We start from the raw sequence: 18,332 nt of genomic DNA, 5'->3' as shown, positions 1-18,332 counted from the left end.
ATTGCCGTTAGTCTTTAATAAATTCCTCTGCTAAGTGGTAGTCGCCTTCGTACGGAAGGTTTTCGCCATTGACCGTCATGTATTTGTCGGTTCCTTTACCAGCTAAAATGATCGCATCATTTGGAGCAGCATTTTTGATGGCTTCTTTGACGGCTTTTTTGCGGTCAAACTCAAAATGTACACGAACATGATCATTTTGAATGCTTGCTTGGATCTCATCAGCAATTTTTTGCGGATCTTCATAGTTGGGATCATCACTGGTCAGGATAGCCACATCAGCGTACTCTCCGATTGCTTGGCCTAGCCCTTCACGGCGGGATTCCGCTTTGTTTCCAGTAGAGCCGGTGATGACGAGAATCTCACCATCTGGATGTTGTTCTTTAGCGAAAGCCAGTAATGATTTCATACTTAAATAATTATGGGCATAGTCCACGTAAATGTGAGCACCGTTTGGTTTCAATAAGAGGTTCATGCGGCCAGGAACTAATGCTTCGGCTAACCCTTTGCGGCCAGCCTCTTGATCGGCACCAACGAGAGCACTTGCGAGCAAGGCTGCTGCAGCATTTTCTTTGTTAAAGTCGCCAGCTAATAAAATTTCATAGTCACCATTCAACTTGAAACGATCATGTGAAGTTGTTAAAGCAAAGGCTAACGGGTGCTCTAAAGGCTGCACCTGATAATCTGCCTGCGCATTTCCGTATGTGAGGACGGGAATGTTTTGCTTTTCCGCCATTTCCTGTAAAAGATCAAAATGGTCAATCTCGTGTTGCAGGATGACTTGACGAGAATTAGCCACTAATTGTCTTTTACAATAGAAGTAATCTTCAAAAGTTGGGTGCTCGATCGGCCCGATATGATCGGGGGAGATATTCAGAAAAATCCCGACATCAAAGGTCAATCCATAAACACGGGCAACTTTATAAGCTTGAGAAGAGACTTCCATAACGAGGTGAGTCATCCCGTTGGCCACGGCTTCTGCCATCATTCGATACAGGTCTAGCGATTCCGGCGTTGTCAGTTTTGATTTGAAGAAGGTCACGCCATCCAAGGTCGTATTTAATGTTGATAAGAGTGCGGTCTTTTTATCTGTCGCGATATCCAAGATTTTCTTCGTGAAATAAGCGACAGTTGTTTTGCCCTTCGTTCCAGTGATTCCAATCAGTTTCAGCTTTTCTTGCGGGTAATCGTAAAAAGCCATGCTCAGAACAGCCAATGCTTTGCGAATGTCTGTCACGATGATCGCTAATTCGGCTGAGACTTCATAGGGCTGTTCGGCGATGTAACAGGTCAAGCCTTCAGTCAACGCTTGTTCTAAATAGCGTTGCTGAAAATTATTGCCTTTACAGAAAAATAGTGTTTCAGCATCCACTTTACGTGAATCGTAAGAGATTTTTTGAAAGTTTTTGTCAAAAGGAGCAGCCAGCGTCCAATGAGTCGGCGTGATAAACTCCCGCAGCAGATTTTCTTTTTCAAGAATTTGTTGAATTTGGGTAAGTGTCAGCATGTTGAGACCTCCAATATATAGTCTAGGCTATTATAGCATAGCTTTGTAAGAGAAAAAGTAAAGAGTGATTGTCAGATGGACGATTTAGCTTTACTATAAGAGTAGTGATTTTTTAAAGGAGGAGCCCATGAAAGAGACACGACCAAGCGATCTGGACTATCAGGAAAAAATGATCCAAGGCTCGGCATGGATGTCGATTGGAACGATTTTTTCGCGACTGCTAGGTGCGATCTACATTATCCCGTGGTATGCCTGGATGGGGGAAAACGCCCGTGCAGCCAATGGGCTATTCAATATGGGCTACACGTTTTACGCCTTGTTTATGATGATTTCCACAGCTGGATTGCCTGGGGCGATCGCAAAGCAGATCGCCCGTTATAATTCAATGGGGGAATACGGAACAAGTCGCCGTGTCTTTATCAAAGCTTTGCAAGCTACAGCGATTCTAGGGATCGTCTTCGGCGGGGTCATGTTTTTTTCTGCCCCATTGCTAGCAAGCTTATCAGTCGGCGGACGAGCCTTGATTCCAGTGATCCAAGCACTGAGTATCGCTGTGATTGCTTTTCCCTGTATGAGTGTCTTACGCGGCTATTTTCAAGGACAACAGGATATGCGGCCTTCAGCGATCTCACAATTAGTCGAACAGGCGCTTCGGGTCTTGTACATGCTCTTAAGTGTCTTCATTATTATGAAGGTCATGAAGGGGGATTATTTAAGTGCGGTGATCCAATCGACCTTCGCTGCTTCAGTCGGAATGATTGGTTCCTATGGCGTGCTGCTCTTTTATTGGTTCAAAGACCGTAAACGCAGTGACCTGCAAGTGAAGCAAAGTTTAAATAAAGCGACGATCGATACGAAGAAATTATTATTTGAAACGGTTCGCCAAGCGATTCCCTTCATCTTACTTGGCAGCGGAATCACCTTCTACAAATTGATCGATCAAATGACCTTCATCCACACGATGAATGCCAATACAAATTACAGTCACGAGCAATTAGTGGATCTCTATGCGTTGTTCAGTGCGAATCCTGATAAGTTAACGATGGTGGTCGTTGCGCTGGGCACTTCCCTTGCATTAACGAGCTTACCGATGCTAACGGAGCTTTTTACTCAAGGACGTCGACCAGAACTGGCTAAACTAGTCAACACGAATATCCAACTTTTTGCTTTTATAATGCTTCCAGCTGTTTTTGGGATGATATTGTTGGCGTATCCGTTGAATACGGTCTTTTATTCTGCTGATGTTCTAGGTAGTCGTGTGTTAATTGCCGCTTGTTGGGCAGGTCTTGTCTCTGCCTTGTTCATGATGCTATCAACGACATTGCAGGGAATCTCCCACAGCCGAATTGCGGTAAGATATTGGCTGGCAGGACTGCTACTAAAAGCGGTGATCCAAGTCCCGTTGATCGAATTATTGGAGGTTTATGGCCCGCTAGCTGCAACCTTTATCGGGTTGAGCCTGACTTGCGGATTGTGCCTTTGGAAACTGCGAAGAGTTGTTCGTGCAAATTATCAATTGGCCTTTCGAAGGTGTGTGTTGATTTTGATTTTAACGTTGCTGATGCTGATAGTCGCTGTGATTGTGCGTCAGGTGAGTTATCTTGTGCTTGATCCGTCTTCCCGCTGGTCGGCTTTAGCTATTTGCTTATTAACCGCGGGAGCTGGCGGCTTGGTCTATTTCTATCTCAGTTTAAAAATTCGTTTAGTAGATAAATTAGTTGGACCGCAGGCTAGAAAATGGCGCCGGCTGCTAAGAATCAAATAAATGATACTTCTGCTCTTAGAGTGGGAGTATTTTTTTGTTATAAACAATCATTTGAATTCAAAAACTGCAAAAATTATTTGCAAAATAATTCAAAAAGAATAAAAAAATCTTTATCGATTTCTTTACAAAAAGATGTCAATGTTTCTAAAGATAATTTTTGTAATACAATAATAAAACAGTTACATTTATCAAAACACGCTTATAGCAAGGGAGTTGCCTAACAAGAATAAAAGTAATATATTTCAAAATGACACACTGATCGGAGTTTTGTTACATAGTTTTATGCTATTGTAATGAACTGTTACATTAATATTACCCATGAAATACAAAAGGATGGTAAAGTAACTCTCGTAGTCAAAAGACAGAAGATAAAACACATACGAAAAATCGGAGGAAGTTACATAATGAAATTAGGGAAAACATTTCTTTTTAGTACAGTATTAGCAGCGGGTGCAGGTTTAGCGATGGGAGCTACGGATGCACATGCTTCAGAAACGTATACTGTTCAATCAGGAGATACTTTATCAAAAATCTCTCACAAGTTTGCTGGTAACGACAGCTTAGTAGACACAATTGCTAAAGCGAATAAAATTTCTGACGTGGATATGATCTACGCAGGTCAACAATTAACAATCAATGAAGTTGCTAAAACTGAGGAAGCACCGAAGGAAGAAACAACTTTATACGTGAAAGAATACGCTAAGGAAGCACCTGCACAGCAAGCAGCACCAGCAGCGACTGCACAACAACAAGCAGCACCTGTTCAAGAAGCGGCACCTGTGCAACAAGCTCAAGCAGCTCCAGTACAACAAACAGCGCCTGTTCAAGAAACAGCAGCTGCACCAGCAGCAACATCTTCAGCGAAAGAATGGATCGCGCAAAAAGAATCAGGCGGCTCTTATTCTGCAACGAATGGTCAATACATCGGACGTTACCAATTATCAGCTTCATATTTGAATGGTGACTACTCAGAAGCAAACCAAGAACGCGTAGCTGATCAATATGTAACTTCACGTTATGGCTCATGGGAAGGCGCACAAGCTTTCTGGCAAGCAAACGGCTGGTACTAAGATACAGAATAGCAACAAAGAGGATCAAAATGTGGTCCTCTTTTTTTATGGATTACTTTTCTCATCTAAACAAAAGAAACCAGTCAAAACAGAAATTGATCTGTCTCGGCTGGTTTTGTTGTTAATCCCATAATCCCGGCAATGCCTGAACGACTATTTCTTGATTGGTAAATGGATGTGACAGCAGCAGTTCGTAGGCGTGGAGCATCAAGCGACCATGGGGATTTTTACTATATAAGGGATCGCCGATTAGCGGGTGGCCGATACTAGCTAGGTGTACGCGAATTTGATGTGTCCTGCCGGTATCTAGTTGGCAAAAAACCGCTGTTTGATTTGCTAGCTGTTTTGCGACAGTCACATGAGTTACTGCCGGCTTGCCGCCTTTTGGATCGATCCGTCTTTTGCGACGATCATGTCGGTCCCGTCCGATTTTTTTAGTGATCATCAAATCCTTTTTAATTGTCCCGTGAACAATCGCTTGATAACGACGATAGATCTTTTTTTGTTCTAGTAAGCGACCGAGAATTGGAAGGACGAAAGGATTTTTAGCGAATAGAATAGCACCGCTAGTCTCTTTGTCTAAGCGATGAACAACATGGGGCTGAGCATCCGGTGCTAAATAGTCAGCTAAATGATTCAGCAAAGTATCTTGTTCATCTGGTTGATTTGGATGAGTCTTCATGCCCTGCGGCTTATTCACAATAATCAAGTGTTCATCTTCATAAAGAACAGAGATTTTCGTTTTATCTCCCAGCAGGATGTTTCGTTCAGGATAATCACTTGCCTCGATCGTAACAGTTATAACGTCTCCGGGATGGACTTGGGATTGAAAATGACAAACTTCACCATTTATTTTGATCCCTTTGCGTGTCCGAATAAAGTGACGAACTTTGCGAGGCACTAGCCACTCACGTTCCAATAAATCTTTGATCGTCATTTCAGCTGTTTGATCAGGCAAAGTCATAGTGAATTTCATTGAATTGCTCCTTTTTAGTTTGATGTTTCGTATTAAATTCTTATATTTTCACTAATTCATATAGTGCTGTAAAAAAATTGAGTGGACTTATTTTCTTTATGGTTGCTCATTTTGAAAAAAGCTACTATCCGGCTTATTGTATCACTTTTAAAGGATATTTAAGAAAAAAATCAGCTTTTCCTTGAGCTACCATGCTAAAATACTCCCATGTGTGTATCGGTCTCAAGACCCAAGCTTTGATTAGGCGCTTTGTGATACACTGTGTCTGAATTTTGAATAGATTGGAGACCAAAAAATGGATTTTCAGGAAATTTGGCGCAAATTTAAAAGTGGCGCAAAAGTTTTTTGGCAAAAGTTTCGTAGTGGGACAAAAACTTTTTGGCAATGGATCAAGCCATACCTGATTCGTTTCCACCACTGGCGCAAACGTATTTGGAAAAAATATCATATCAATAAAATCTTGCTCTTATTAACACTTGTTGGTGTTTTAGTTATGAGTGTTTATCTCTTTTTCTTGGCGAAGTCGGTTAATGTTGGAACGCTGCAATCCAGCTTGAAGCAATCGACGGTCATTTATGACGAGAAGAATGAACAGGCTGGCTCCTTGTACGGTCAAAAGGGAAATTATGTAGAGAGCGATCAGATTTCTCCGTATCTAAAAGACGCGGTGGTTTCGACAGAAGATCGTAACTTTTACAATCACCATGGATTTGATATTAAGGGGATCGCGCGGGCGGCATTAGGATTACTCACTTCCGGTCATATTACCGGTGGAGGGAGTACCTTGACCCAGCAGTTGGCGAAAAATGCGTATTTAAGTCTTGATCAGACCTTGGAACGGAAAGCCAAAGAAATCTTTATGGCGATTGAGATCGAGAAGAAATATGATAAAGATCAGATTTTGACGATGTATTTGAACAATGCCTACTTCGGAAATGGTGTCTGGGGCGTTCAAGACGCGTCTAGAAAATATTTCGGTGTTGATGCCAGTCAAGTAACGATCGGAGAGGCAGCAACCATCGTTGGGATGCTGAAGGGACCAAGTATCTACAACCCGATCGATAATTTGGAAAATGCGGTAAATCGCCGCGATACAGTTCTTTCGGTCATGGTAGAAAACGGCAAACTGTCTAAAGAACAAGAGGCTCAGGAAAAGGCTGTTGATCTGGGCTCTCAGCTGAATGATACGTATTCTTCAGCAGATGCTGGATATCGTTATCCTTCATACTTTGATGCAGTAATTGATGAAGCTGTCGAGCGTTACGGCATGTCTGAGAAAGATTTATTAAACAAGGGGTATAAAATCTATACCTCGTTGGATCAGGATTACCAAAAGCAAATGGAAGCCGTCTATGATAACAATGCGAACTTCCCGGCAAATGCTGCGGATGGGGCAATGCCGCAGTCAGCTTCTGTTGCACTTGACCCCAAAACAGGTGGTGTGCAAGCGTTAGTAGGTCGTCGTGGTGAGCATATTTTCCGTAGCTACAATTTTGCGACACAGATGCGGCGTTCACCGGGTTCTACAATGAAACCATTGAGTGTCTATTCTTCGGCATTAGAATCTGGCTATAAGCCGGATAGTGTTTTAAAGGATGAGCCGCAATCTTATTATGAAGCGAAAAATTATGATGGGACCTTCCAAGGAGAAGTGCCAATGTATCAAGCCGTAGCACAAAGCTTGAACCTGCCGGCGGTCTGGTTATTACATGAGATGGGATTAAGCAAAGGCTACAACAAAGCCGAAGAGTTTGGCATTCCTTTAAGCAAATCAGATAAATATTATGGATTGGCACTAGGCGGTCTGGAAAAAGGGACTTCACCGTTGAGGATGGCGGCAGCTTATGGCGCATTTGCCAATGAGGGAAAAATGTACGATCCGCATTTGATTACGAAAATCATTGATTCAACCGGGGCTGTGATCGAAGACAATAGTTCACCGAAATACGAACAGGTGATTTCAAAAGAAGTAGCGAACGAAATGACCAGCATGTTACTAGGAACTTTTTCTAATGGAACAGCGACTCAAGCTGCTCCCGCTGGATTTACCGTTGCCGGTAAAACTGGTACGACTGAAACAAACTTCGATGCGAATAAGGTCAACGACCAATGGATCATCGGCTATACACCGAATATCGTGATCTCAACCTGGTTAGGTTTTGAAAAGGTTAGTGAGACGCATTATTTAAGCGGGACAAGTGGTTCAGAAGTCGGACAAGTATTTAAAGCGGAAGCTGAATCAATCCTACCGTATGCTGGACAGTATTCCTTTGAGGTGGCGGATGCCTATGTCACAGGCGGAAAAGTTGTGGCGGCTGATCAGGTCAATCAAGGCGTGCAAAACGGCGATTCCAGCAAATGGCGGGAAGAGTTGAAGGATATTGGCGGCAAGGCTAGTGAAGGGGCAGCCAATTTCTTCGAAAAGGCCAAAGAAGGCGCAAATAAACTGAAGGACAAGGCCCAAGAATTGTGGCAGCAATACCAACCAGGAAATTAGGGTGTGAACCCGTTTCCATTCATGTTACAATAGAAAAGTAACTTTTATAGAAAATGAGGGAATAAAAAATGGCAAACATTTACGATTCAGCGAACGGATTGGAACGCGAAATCCGCGAGCTACCAGAATTTAAATCTTTAGAAGCAGCTTTTGCAGAGTTAAAGAAGAATGATGCAGCGTATGCAGCATTCAAAGATTTCCAAGCATTCCAACAAAGCTTGCAAGAAAAGCAAATGCGTGGCGAAGACTTCAGCGATGAAGATGCAGAAAAAGCGCAAGCGTTAGCTGAAAAGGTTCAACAAGAAGAGTTGATCAACGAATTAATGGTGAAGGAACAAGCTTTCAGCGTAATCATTAATGATTTGAACCGTATCATCATGACCCCAATTCGTGAATTATACGAAGGCTAATAAAATAAGACAAGAAGACTGAGCCAATTCCGATTGGTTCAGTTTTTTTTGCGAGTTGCTCTTCGTGCTTTAGTACGAAGAGAGAAATCGTATGCGAACGAACAATAATGTAAGATAGGAAAAAATATACAGTTTTTTTTCTTAAAAATTGCTATACTTCAAGCCATAAGGATGGCGAGAATAAAATGAAAAAGATCGTTATTGGAGGCAGCGGTATACTGCTGCTGTTAGTGACCTGTTTGTTGGCTTGGTATGTGCACTCACAAGCGTTTCAAGCTACAAAAACATCAGAATCTACAACCAAATCAACTATTACTACCAAGACTACATCAACTGAAAAAATTGAAGTGAAGCCAGAAAAGAAAGCACCAGTTAGTTTACCAGTGACCACCAATCAAGAGTTGGACAACTATTTGATTGGTCAGCATTTTTCAGGGACTGCTTTAGTAGTTCGCAAGGGTAAAGTGATTTTGAATCAATCATACGGCTTGGCTAATCAGGAAAAGCAGATTAAAAATACTCCGAACACACGATATTATATCGGCTCAGCACAAAAGGCAATCATCGCGACTGCGATTTTGCAATTAGAACAGGCTGGGAAAATAAAAATTGAAGATCCTGTTGCAAAATATATCAAAGATTTTCCCAATGGTCAGCAAATCACATTGAAAAATCTGCTCAATCACACTAGCGGATTGACAGGACGAACAGAGGGGAGTAAAGAAATACTTCCTCAACAGATCATTCAAGAAATTGAAGCAGCAGGCAGCGATTCAACCATAGGAACTTGGCATTATTCGGATAGTAACTATGCAGTGTTGGCTTATATCTTGCAACTTGTCAGCAAGCAAGATGCGCAGGAGTATATTCAAGAGCACATTTTTGAAGCAGTCAATATGCAGAATACAGGCTTCTTTCAAAACGATGCTGCGGTGGAGAATCTCTCAGAAAGCTATAAAGAGAAGAATGGTCAGATCGAAAAAGCGCAGCTGCCGAATCTTTCACAATTATTCGGGGCTGGCGATATTTATACTACTGCGACTGATTTCTATTTATTTGATCAGGCATTGATGCAGGGGAAATTGATCAATGAAGTCGAAAAAAACAAGATGATGACGAGTGGTAGTGACTCAACCTATGGAATGGGCTTTTATGTTAATCCCGGCAGTTATTCCAGTCATGGCGTCTTAGGAGGATTCAATACGATTAATACATTTACACATACCGGATTAACCTATATCATTTTATTGGCCAATACGAATCAAGTGCAGTCATTAGGACAAACGGCCGATGCTATTTATGGGATGCTTAATCAGATGGGATAAAAAAAGTTAGAGAGGCTTACTCGCAGGAGCAGCATCTCTAACTTTTTTGGTTAAAAGAATTTTTTGAATTGATCCATCAAACCGTCAAATTTCTCAGACTTCAATAAGACCTTGACTTTGTCGTAGTAATCGCCTAATTCGTCTTTATGGTCCTCAATAAATTCCTTGGCCTTCTCAATATTGCCTTCGTTCATTAAATCCTTGGCTTTCTTGATGAGTTCATCTGTGTTCATATACAAGTAACCTCCCTTTTACAGCCATAGTTTAAACGATTTTCGCTGTTTTGACGAGAATTAATACTCGAAAATTAAAGCTCCGAATAATCCATCAAACCATCCAGCATGATATGGACTGTTTCAGTCAGATGACTTTCGATCATCATCTCTTGATGAACGTTATAAAACCTAGAAAATGGCTATAATAGTATATCTCAAAGGATTTCATCCTGACCATGTAGCTATTCCATTCACACTGCTATTGATTTGAATAGTTGTATAGTTTTTTTTAAACGTATTAAGCAGAGTTGACGATATACGAACAAGCTTTCGTTTTTTTATGGTAAAATAAACGGGATTGGATTTATTGGAAATTAGTCCAATACTAGGATGAGGAGGGGAGAAAATGAAATTTTTACACGCAGCTGATCTTCACCTGGATCGTTCCTTTGAAGGCTTAACAAACGTACCCGAGTATTTTCAAAAGCAATTAGTGACGGCGAATCAAAAAATGTTGAAGAATATTGTTGATACGGCGATCACTCAAGCGGTAGATTTCGTTTTACTAGCTGGGGACACGTTTCATCAAAACCGTCCTACCTTGAAAACTCAGCGTTATTTCTTTCAGGAAATGGATCGTTTAGCTGAAGCGGACATTCCGGTTTTTATGAATTTTGGCAATCATGATTTTTATCAAGCAGACCGGTATTGGTTTGCTTTTCCAGAGAATATTCAGTTATTTGACGATGAGTGGGTGGAAACGAAGAAGCTTGTGACAAAGGCCGGTGAGCAGGTCGCCATCACCAGCTTTAGCTACCAGCATCCAACGATCGAAGCAGCGATGCTTGAAAGCTTTCCTCATAAAGGTGCGGTTGATTTTCAAATCGGAATGTACCATGGAGGGCAGCTGCCTTATGCGCCGTTTCAAGTAACAGAGCTGGCAGCAAAGGGCTACGATTATTGGGCATTGGGTCACATCCATGTGCCGCAGGTTTTATCTCAACAGCCCTATGTGATTTATCCAGGGACACCCCAGGGGCATACTCAAAAAGAAATAAATCTGGCTGGAGTGACGATTGTTGAAAGTCAGGGCAACCAGCTGCTTCCGCAAGCAATTCCAGTTGAAGTGATTCGTTGGGAAAGACGGACACTTTCTTTGGCAGGTATTCGGCAACCCCGTGAGTTATTTCCGCTAGTGCGAAGATTAGCGGTAGACAAGCCGACGTTGCTGCATTTAGAATTCAGTGATACTGAGAATTTAGGAGAAGAGCTGGCGTATCAAGTAGCTTCTGGAGAACTATTGGAAGCTTTGCAGGAGGAAAGCTCGCAGGAAATCTGTCTATGGCAATTAAGCTTAGCCGATTCACCGACAGAACGTCCTTATCTGACAGTTGATGAGAAATTAGTGGATCAGCTGATGGCGACGTATCAAACACCGGAGATTTTTAGTGAACTGCTGAATGAGCTGGAACAAAATCCGCAGCTCCACAGTCTGATGAATCAAGAATTTAGAGTCGATACGGTGGCGCTGTTAAAAGAGAAGATGGCACAAAGCTATCGGTTTAGGGGGAACGCTGATGTGGATTAAAAAAGCAGAGATTACCAGCTTCGGCAAATGGCGTCAGCAAACGTTTCTTTTTGAAGCGAAAAACCAATTAGTCTATGGGTTGAATGAAGCAGGGAAATCAACGCTGTATCAGTTCATTCAAGCGATTCTATTTGGTTTTCCTGCAAAACGGAAAAAAGGTCAAGATTATACACCGAATGACGGCAGCGGTTTTGGCGGACGCTTGCTAATTGTCCACCCGACTTATGGTGCGGTAACGGTTGAACGATATAAAGCCAAAAATAAAGGAAAAGCTCAAGTTTTACTGGAGGATGGACAGCGGGGGGAAGAAGATTTATTGGAAAAGATTCTCTATCCACTGAATCAACAGCTGTTTCGTCAGGTTTTCACCTTTCAACAGGAGCAGCTTCAGCAATTAGATGCGCTAAGTGAAGAAAATCTGCACGAAGCGCTGATTTCTTTAGGTTTATCCGGCAGTAATGAACTGTTTGAGCAGAGAATCCGGTTGAAAAATAATTATGAAGGAATTTATCGACCGCGGGGACGTAAGCAACCGTTGAATCAAGCCTTAGTGAGCTATCAAAGTTTACAGCAAAAGATCAAAGAAAAAGAGGCGCAAGAGGCAGGCTTTCAGCAGCTTGTTCGTCAAGCGGATAATGAAAAAAGACAGGTTACCCAGCAGGCCGCCCAGAATCGCAAATTGCAGGAACGGCAGCTAGTTTTGGAGCAGCAGCGGATGAATTGGTCAGGCTATGCAGAATATCTAGAACTGCAAAAGATGGACTTGCACCAATCCGCGACTGAAGCAGAACAAGCGGAACTTCAATCCTTCCATCAAGAGTATCAGCAGTTAATGAAGGAACAGGAAAAACTGCATACGGCTCTGCAGCAGCATAGCGGCAATCAAGAATCGGCCCGTTATTATTTTTATTTAGAAAATGAAGCACGGATCCAGCAGCTGCTAGCTGAAAAAGTCGCCATCACCCGTATGTTGGATGAAGAGCAGCGAATCGCAATCAAGCTAGCTCAAACGGATACAAGTCCATCAAATTGGCAACAAAACCCACCGCGGCCATTTGCTGATGAAGCCGCGCTTCAGAAACTTTTTGCGCCGCTTCAGTCCCAGCAAAAGGAGCTGGAGGAACAAAAAATACGTCTAGGCTTAGTCAAGGAGCAACGAGATCAAGCAGAGGCTAGTCTGAATGCTTATGAGCAAAAACATCCTGAACTGTTTAATAGTAAGAAGAATTCGCCGTGGCTGTTTATTGCAGCAGGTGTTGGACTGATAGCCGCTTTCTTCTTACCTGCACCATTGCGCTATATTTTGATAGTTGCGGCAGCTTTATGTGGAATTGGCGGTGCTCTTAAGCAAAACAAGCCGGCGGATAAAGACACATGGCAGGAAAAATTAGGACAATTAGATGTGTTTGAAGGCCAAGTAGCAGCAATGACAGAAAAGACTGTCAAGAACCAGCAAAAAGTCCAACGACTATTTGACCAGATTCAAAGTGAGCTGCGTCAAAGAAATCTTTCGAATGCTGAGAACGAATTTGCGGCGATCCAAGACAATCAGCGAGCACAGAATTATTTGGCGCAGCTTCAAGCTAGTAAAGAGCTGCAGGAGCGTCAATCGGTGTTACGCCAAAATCTGATGCAGCAGGAGCAGCGTTTTGAGTTTTTGTCAGAATGGTTGCCGCTGCAGGAGAAAAATCTGTCGGAAAAGTTCGAGACATTAGAGCAATTTGCCAAGGAAATGGAGCAGATTCGCTTTGCGCAAACCTATCAAGAGAATACTGTTCTGCAGCAGCGCATTCACGAAACGCAAAAGCAGCAGCAACAACTCTTAGATCGGTATCAAGCCTTATTGGAGCAATTCCGTTTGGCCTATCCATCAGAGATTCCGACCTTTTTACAGCGTGAGACAGAGGTTCGCCAAAAGCAAATGCGCTTAAAAGAGTTATCGGAAAGTGTTGCGCCGCTGTTTGAACAGGAGACAACACTTGCAGAAATTGAGGCTGCCTTACGTACCTTACAACAGGAGATTCAAACAGGTGAGCAGCAGCTCCATCAATTACAGGAGCAAGAGCAGCGATCCCGTTTGCAAATCCAGCAGATGCAAGCAGATGGCACACTAGATAGTCTTTACCAGCAAGCGAGTCAGCAGCGAGCATTGGTAGAAAAATTGATGACTGATTATGCGGTGGCGAAATTAGAGAATCAATTATTACAGGATATCGCGACAGAATTGTCAGAGCAGCAACTGCCGGAGCTATTAAGGCAGGCGACCAGCTATTTTCAATTGCTGACTAACAATGCCCATGGCCGGTTGGATTTTTCAGAAGGTCTGTTGACGGTCGATCAACTGAGTCTGTACAATCTTTCGACTGGAACGAAGGATCAGGTCATGATGGCTTTTCGCTTTGCTTATCTGGCTTTGCAGCAAAAGCATCCACTGTGTCCAGTGATCATCGATGATGGCTGGCTGCATTACGATCATCAGCGCAAGTATCAATTTGCCAAATTATTACAGCAATTTAGTGAAAAATATCAAGTCATTTGTTTGTCATCTGACCAAGAAATGGTAAGCTATTACCAAGAGCTTCACCAGCCAGTCTGGGAATTGAAGGGAGTCCAACGATGAAAAAAATCAAAGAGTTAACGGTCGATGAGCAGTTTGAGATGTATGTATTGATCAAAAATGCCGATGTTCGTTTAGCCAAAAACGGGAAAAAATTTATTGCCTTTACGTTCCAGGATACTTCTGGAACTGTCGATGGTAAGTTTTGGGACGCGTCTGAAGAAGAGATCAAGCGCTATAAAGCAGGACAGGTCGTCTTTCTGAACGGCAAGCGGGAAATCTATCAGGGAAATCCGCAGGTCAAGATTATGCACCTTCGCACAACAAAGCCAGAAGAGCCTAATGATCCTGCATTATACATGGAGCGTGCGCCGATCAAGCGGGATGAGATGGAAGAAGAAATCAACAAAACCTTGTTTGAGATCACGAACGCTCATTGGAATCGGATCGTCCGCTTTTTACTAAATAAATACCAAAAGGAATTTTTTGAGTTTCCAGCAGCAAAACGCAATCACCATGCGTTTGCCGGCGGACTCGCCTTCCATACATTGACGATGCTGCGACTTGGCAAAGCGATCGTGAAGGAATATCCGCAGCTGAATGCGTCATTACTTTACGCGGGGATCATTATTCATGACTTAGGTAAAGTGATTGAGCTGACAGGTCCTTCTTCAACTGAATATACTGTTGTTGGGAATTTAGTTGGTCATCTGGTTTTAGTGGATGAAGAGATCACCAAAGCCTGTGCAGAATTAAAGATCAGCGATGCGGATGAAGACATCGTGGTCCTGCGCCACATGGTGTTGTCTCATCATGGTTTGTTAGAGTATGGTTCACCAGTACGCCCAAGAATCATGGAAGCCGAGATCCTGCATCAAATCGATAATATCGATGCATCAATGCAAATGATGTCCAGTGCCGTGAAAAATGCCGAACCAGGCACCTATACGGAACGGATTTTCGGGATGGATAATCGTAGTTTCTATGTACCAAAAGATATATAAAGCCTAAGCCGCGAATTTTCGCGGCTTATTTGCGAGTCCAACTTTTCGCAGTTTATTCTGTTTGAGACAAGTACAAACTTTTGATAGCAAACTATAGAACACGAAGTATAGTTGGATCGTATGCGAAATGAAAATAAAAGTCATTTTTCTGGTGTTTAGAAAAATGAATACTTTAAAATGAATTAGCTGCTTTCTTGAGTTTAGAAAAATGGCTACTTTAAAATGAACTAGCTGTGAGGGGTGAAAAGATGATTATTGAAACAGAAAGACTTTATTTGCGGGAATTACAGCCATCAGATCTTGGCTCCTTAAGCAAGATTCTGCAGGATGATCAAACAATGTATGCCTATGAGGGAGCCTTCAACGATCAGGAGGTTCAAGACTGGTTAGAGAAGCAAATCGGAAACTATCGTCGCAACGGATTTGGTCTATGGGCTGTAATTCTAAAGGAAACAGAAGAAATGATCGGACAGTGCGGGCTGACCTGGCAGGATTTTGCTGGCCAGCAAGTTCTGGAGGTCGGCTATTTATTTCAGCGAGAGTATTGGCACCATGGTTATGCCAGTGAGGCAGCTATCGCCTGTAAGAACTATGCTTTTGAACAGCTAAAGGTGACCGAGGTTTTTTCGATCATCCGAGATACGAATCTGGCCTCGCAAAAAGTCGCTGAAAGAAATGGGATGACGCGTTGTGGTAAATTTATAAATCATTATCGAGGAGTGAAGATGCCGCATTATGTCTATTCCATTCGAAGCTAAGACGTCGATAACTGCTTGTTCCACATATAGAATCAATAGATTACGAGTTGCTTAAGTGAAACGTTCAGGCCCGATTAAAAAGGGGAGTAGTGGTAAGATAAACATAGAAATAAATTTTATTGTTGTAAATGAGATGAGGTGAAACCGGATGAAAAAAAAGAAAGACGTTCAAACGGTGGAAGAAAATTTTGATGAGGTGGAGATTCCATCTGACATTGAAGGGTTATCAGCTTCTGAAGTTCAACTAAAAATTGAACAAGGTCAGACCAATCAAGTTGAAGAAAACTTATTGAAATCAGATAAAGAAATTGTCAAAGAAAATACGATCAATATCTTTAACATTCTGAATTTAGTTTTGGCATTATTAGTGCTACTAGTCGGCTCACCCAAAAATACCTTGTTTTTCGGAGTAGTGATCATCAACACGTTGATTGGAATCATTCAAGAATTACGGGCGAAGCACACCATTGATAAATTATCAGTCTTAGCAAAGACAAAAGCGGTCGTTTTACGAGAGGGAAAATTAAAGCAGATCGATCAGGAAGCGATCGTTTTAGGCGATGTGCTCTATCTACGCAACGGTGATCAGGTTCCAGTGGATGGGAATTTGCTGGCTGGTGACGGCATTGAAGTCGATGAATCGTTGTTAACCGGCGAGGCGGATCGGGTTCAAAAAGCGAAGCGTGACAAGCTGTTTAGCGGCAGCTTTGTTACGGCTGGCGAATGCTTCTATCGAGCTACGGCAGTTGGGAAAGACAATTTTGCTGAGCAATTAACGAGTGAAGCAAAAACGAAAAAAACTGGCAGCTCCGAGTTGACCAAAGTATTGAGCCGTATGATCGCTGTTTTGACGATTGTGATCATTCCGGTGGGATTAGGATTGTTCTATAGTCAATATCAAGCTTCAGATTCCATCAAGCAGGCAGTATTAGGTACAGTCGCGGCATTAGTCAGTATGATTCCTGAGGGCTTAATGCTGCTGACAAGTGTCGCCTTCGCTGTAGGGGCGGCGAATTTAGCACGGAAAAAGGTGCTGGTGCAAGCATTGCCCTCCATTGAAACGTTAGCGCGTGTAGATGTGATCTGTTTGGATAAGACTGGCACGATCACTGACGGCACATTGAAGTTTGAAGAAGCCTTACTTGAAGGAATCTCTGATCATCGTCTGAACACGGTCATGGGAGCTTTAATGGATCAGTTAAAGGATCAAAATGCCACTGCAAAAGCCTTACGCGAAGCCTTTCCAGCTGTGGCTGATTGGCAGGCGGAAAAAATTGTTCCCTTTGCTTCTGCACGGAAATGGAGCGGTGTAACATTTAAAGAACAAGGTAGTTTTGCCTTTGGCGCCCCAGAGTTCATTTTTAAAAATATGTCCGCTGAAATGCAAACGAAGATTCAGCCTCACCTTGAAGCAGGTCAGCGGGTCTTGGTGCTAGTGGAATATCCCGGAACATTAGAAGAAGAGATGGTCTACGAACCGCGTTTATTGGCGACGCTGATTATTTCAGATAATCTGAGAGAAAATGCGCGGGCGACGTTTGGTTACTTTGCGAAACAGGATGTGCAATTAAAAGTGATTTCAGGAGACCATCCCTTGACCGTCTCAAAAATCGCTCAAAAAGCCGGCATAATAAATGCGGAAGCTTTTATTGACATGTCCAGCTTAGAAGAGCCGATTGATTACAAGGCTTTAGTGGATACTACTACCGTCTTTGGTCGAGTGACACCCAAACAAAAGCAATCCTTGATCCGCGCGTTAAAGGGAAATCACACGGTCTGTATGACCGGTGATGGCGTCAACGATGTGCTGGCATTGCGTGAAGCAGATATCGGTGTGGCGATGGCAAACGGAAGCAGTGCCGCACGCGCTGCTTCAGATGTAATTCTGTTGGATTCAGACTTTGCCCGAATGCAGAATGTGTTAAACGAAGGTCGGCGAGTGATCAACAATATTGAGCGTGTGGCTTCAATGTATCTAGTCAAGACAATCTATTCATTAATGTTAGCGGTGATCTTCATGATCCTAACTAGCCCTTATCCCTTCGAACCGGTTCAGCTAACGCCAATCAATGCATTGACGGTAGGGATTCCTTCCTTCTTCTTGGCGTTGAAGCCAAGCTATGAACGAATCAAAGGAGATTTCTTAAACAATATTTTGCGTGTCTCACTCCCCGGAGCGTTGACAGTCGTCAGTTCGGTAATGATCATCCAACTAGCAAATGCATTATTTGATTTGGATTATCAAGCAACTTCTACTATGTCGGTCTTTTTAACAGGCTGTGTTGGCTTGCTTGTGTTATACAAAGTTTCGTTTCCGTTAGATAAGAAGAAAATTGCTTTGATCGCTGTCTTGAGTACCGCCTATCTAAGCTGTTATCTATTCTTAAGAGCGTTTTTCGATTTTGACAAGCTTTGGAATCGAAATTTGTTCTTTGTGATTCCGTTGACCTTTGGGATTTACTGGCTGTTTAAAGGGTTAACGTTCGTAATGGATAAATTAGTAGATTGGCGAATTCGCTGGCAGAAGAAGCGACAAGCGAAAAAGAACCCTAAATCTCGTGTCATTTAAAACAGTAAGAATTACTTAAATTGATAAAATTTCCCGGAAAAGGCTTTCTTTTTCGGGATTTTTGGTATAATGAACTAAAAGTAGGATTGAAGGA

Annotated in this window: 14 protein-coding genes; 11 read left to right on the top strand and 3 right to left on the bottom strand. The window is 42.5% G+C overall.

What is annotated here, in order from left to right:
- Window positions 1-7: 7 nt before the first annotated feature.
- A complete protein-coding gene (locus AC4J95_RS05530) occupies window positions 8-1,504 on the bottom strand; it encodes a UDP-N-acetylmuramoyl-L-alanyl-D-glutamate--L-lysine ligase (protein WP_494548968.1) in 1,497 nt (498 codons plus the stop codon).
- Between the two features lie 127 nt (window positions 1,505-1,631).
- Here AC4J95_RS05530 and AC4J95_RS05525 point away from each other — a divergent pair, with 127 nt between their 5' ends.
- From AC4J95_RS05525 to apf, 3 genes are all read left to right on the top strand, one after another.
- Window positions 1,632-3,269, top strand: a complete 1,638-nt coding sequence (locus AC4J95_RS05525) for a putative polysaccharide biosynthesis protein (protein ID WP_494548967.1) — start codon at window positions 1,632-1,634, stop codon at window positions 3,267-3,269.
- Window positions 3,242-3,490 carry a hypothetical protein gene (locus AC4J95_RS05520; RefSeq protein ID WP_494548966.1) on the top strand — a complete coding sequence of 83 codons (249 nt, stop codon included), beginning with the start codon at window positions 3,242-3,244 and terminating at the stop codon, window positions 3,488-3,490. The genes AC4J95_RS05525 and AC4J95_RS05520 overlap by 28 nt, the downstream gene beginning before the upstream one ends.
- A gap of 183 nt (window positions 3,491-3,673) precedes the next feature.
- The gene (gene apf / locus AC4J95_RS05515) at window positions 3,674-4,339 is read left to right on the top strand and encodes an aggregation-promoting factor (protein ID WP_494548965.1); all 666 of its coding nucleotides are present in this window, start codon (window positions 3,674-3,676) and stop codon (window positions 4,337-4,339) included.
- 121 nt (window positions 4,340-4,460) lie between these two features.
- Here the strand turns inward: apf and AC4J95_RS05510 are convergent, their stop codons facing one another.
- Window positions 4,461-5,315 (bottom strand): RluA family pseudouridine synthase, encoded by an 855-nt coding sequence (locus AC4J95_RS05510; protein ID WP_494548964.1) that lies wholly within the window; start codon window positions 5,313-5,315, stop codon window positions 4,461-4,463.
- Between the two features lie 295 nt (window positions 5,316-5,610).
- On the opposite strand from AC4J95_RS05510, the gene AC4J95_RS05505 reads away from it, so the two are divergent.
- From AC4J95_RS05505 to AC4J95_RS05495, 3 genes are all read left to right on the top strand, one after another.
- Window positions 5,611-7,812 (top strand): PBP1A family penicillin-binding protein, encoded by a 2,202-nt coding sequence (locus AC4J95_RS05505; RefSeq protein WP_494548963.1) that lies wholly within the window; start codon window positions 5,611-5,613, stop codon window positions 7,810-7,812.
- A gap of 68 nt (window positions 7,813-7,880) precedes the next feature.
- Window positions 7,881-8,222 (top strand): YlbF/YmcA family competence regulator, encoded by a 342-nt coding sequence (locus tag AC4J95_RS05500; RefSeq protein ID WP_494548962.1) that lies wholly within the window; start codon window positions 7,881-7,883, stop codon window positions 8,220-8,222.
- Window positions 8,223-8,407: 185 nt separating this feature from the next.
- Entirely contained in the window at window positions 8,408-9,547 is a 1,140-nt protein-coding gene (locus tag AC4J95_RS05495) for a serine hydrolase domain-containing protein (protein ID WP_494548961.1), read from the top strand.
- Between the two features lie 50 nt (window positions 9,548-9,597).
- Here the strand turns inward: AC4J95_RS05495 and AC4J95_RS05490 are convergent, their stop codons facing one another.
- The gene (locus tag AC4J95_RS05490) at window positions 9,598-9,780 is read right to left on the bottom strand and encodes a hypothetical protein (RefSeq protein WP_494548960.1); all 183 of its coding nucleotides are present in this window, start codon (window positions 9,778-9,780) and stop codon (window positions 9,598-9,600) included.
- A gap of 388 nt (window positions 9,781-10,168) precedes the next feature.
- Here AC4J95_RS05490 and AC4J95_RS05485 point away from each other — a divergent pair, with 388 nt between their 5' ends.
- The 5 genes from AC4J95_RS05485 (at window position 10,169) to AC4J95_RS05465 (ending at window position 18,238) form a co-directional block, all read left to right on the top strand.
- On the top strand, window positions 10,169-11,350 hold the full coding sequence (locus tag AC4J95_RS05485) for a metallophosphoesterase family protein (protein WP_494548959.1): 1,182 nt from the start codon (window positions 10,169-10,171) through the stop codon (window positions 11,348-11,350).
- Window positions 11,340-13,970 carry an ATP-binding protein gene (locus tag AC4J95_RS05480; RefSeq protein WP_494548958.1) on the top strand — a complete coding sequence of 877 codons (2,631 nt, stop codon included), beginning with the start codon at window positions 11,340-11,342 and terminating at the stop codon, window positions 13,968-13,970. The genes AC4J95_RS05485 and AC4J95_RS05480 overlap by 11 nt, the downstream gene beginning before the upstream one ends.
- A complete protein-coding gene (locus AC4J95_RS05475) occupies window positions 13,967-14,911 on the top strand; it encodes a 3'-5' exoribonuclease YhaM family protein (protein WP_316404132.1) in 945 nt (314 codons plus the stop codon). The genes AC4J95_RS05480 and AC4J95_RS05475 overlap by 4 nt, the downstream gene beginning before the upstream one ends.
- Window positions 14,912-15,159: 248 nt before the next feature.
- A complete protein-coding gene (locus tag AC4J95_RS05470; RefSeq protein WP_494548957.1) occupies window positions 15,160-15,669 on the top strand; it encodes a GNAT family N-acetyltransferase in 510 nt (169 codons plus the stop codon).
- A 148-nt stretch (window positions 15,670-15,817) separates the two neighbouring features.
- Window positions 15,818-18,238: an HAD-IC family P-type ATPase gene (locus tag AC4J95_RS05465; RefSeq protein ID WP_494548956.1), complete on the top strand. Its 2,421-nt coding sequence runs from the start codon at window positions 15,818-15,820 to the stop codon at window positions 18,236-18,238.
- Window positions 18,239-18,332: the final 94 nt, after the last annotated feature.

The organism is Enterococcus sp. GPZ-007, assembly GCF_059374735.1.
Note: the sequence above shows the minus strand (reverse complement) of the source record. Positions and strands in the feature narration are given on the sequence as shown.

Bases quoted from the DNA above. Each gene is read 5' to 3' on its own strand.
- AC4J95_RS05525 (WP_494548967.1), top strand. From the start codon at position 1,632: ATGAAAGAGACACGACCAAGCGATCTGGACTATCAGGAAAAAATGATC.
- AC4J95_RS05530 (WP_494548968.1), bottom strand. From the start codon at position 1,504: ATGCTGACACTTACCCAAATTCAACAAATTCTTGAAAAAGAAAATCTG.
- AC4J95_RS05500 (WP_494548962.1), top strand. From the start codon at position 7,881: ATGGCAAACATTTACGATTCAGCGAACGGATTGGAACGCGAAATCCGC.
- AC4J95_RS05520 (WP_494548966.1), top strand. From the start codon at position 3,242: ATGGCGCCGGCTGCTAAGAATCAAATAAATGATACTTCTGCTCTTAGA.
- AC4J95_RS05485 (WP_494548959.1), top strand. From the start codon at position 10,169: ATGAAATTTTTACACGCAGCTGATCTTCACCTGGATCGTTCCTTTGAA.
- AC4J95_RS05510 (WP_494548964.1), bottom strand. From the start codon at position 5,315: ATGAAATTCACTATGACTTTGCCTGATCAAACAGCTGAAATGACGATC.
- AC4J95_RS05480 (WP_494548958.1), top strand. From the start codon at position 11,340: ATGTGGATTAAAAAAGCAGAGATTACCAGCTTCGGCAAATGGCGTCAG.
- AC4J95_RS05475 (WP_316404132.1), top strand. From the start codon at position 13,967: ATGAAAAAAATCAAAGAGTTAACGGTCGATGAGCAGTTTGAGATGTAT.
- AC4J95_RS05465 (WP_494548956.1), top strand. From the start codon at position 15,818: ATGAAAAAAAAGAAAGACGTTCAAACGGTGGAAGAAAATTTTGATGAG.
- AC4J95_RS05470 (WP_494548957.1), top strand. From the start codon at position 15,160: ATGATTATTGAAACAGAAAGACTTTATTTGCGGGAATTACAGCCATCA.
- AC4J95_RS05505 (WP_494548963.1), top strand. From the start codon at position 5,611: ATGGATTTTCAGGAAATTTGGCGCAAATTTAAAAGTGGCGCAAAAGTT.
- apf (WP_494548965.1), top strand. From the start codon at position 3,674: ATGAAATTAGGGAAAACATTTCTTTTTAGTACAGTATTAGCAGCGGGT.
- AC4J95_RS05490 (WP_494548960.1), bottom strand. From the start codon at position 9,780: ATGAACACAGATGAACTCATCAAGAAAGCCAAGGATTTAATGAACGAA.
- AC4J95_RS05495 (WP_494548961.1), top strand. From the start codon at position 8,408: ATGAAAAAGATCGTTATTGGAGGCAGCGGTATACTGCTGCTGTTAGTG.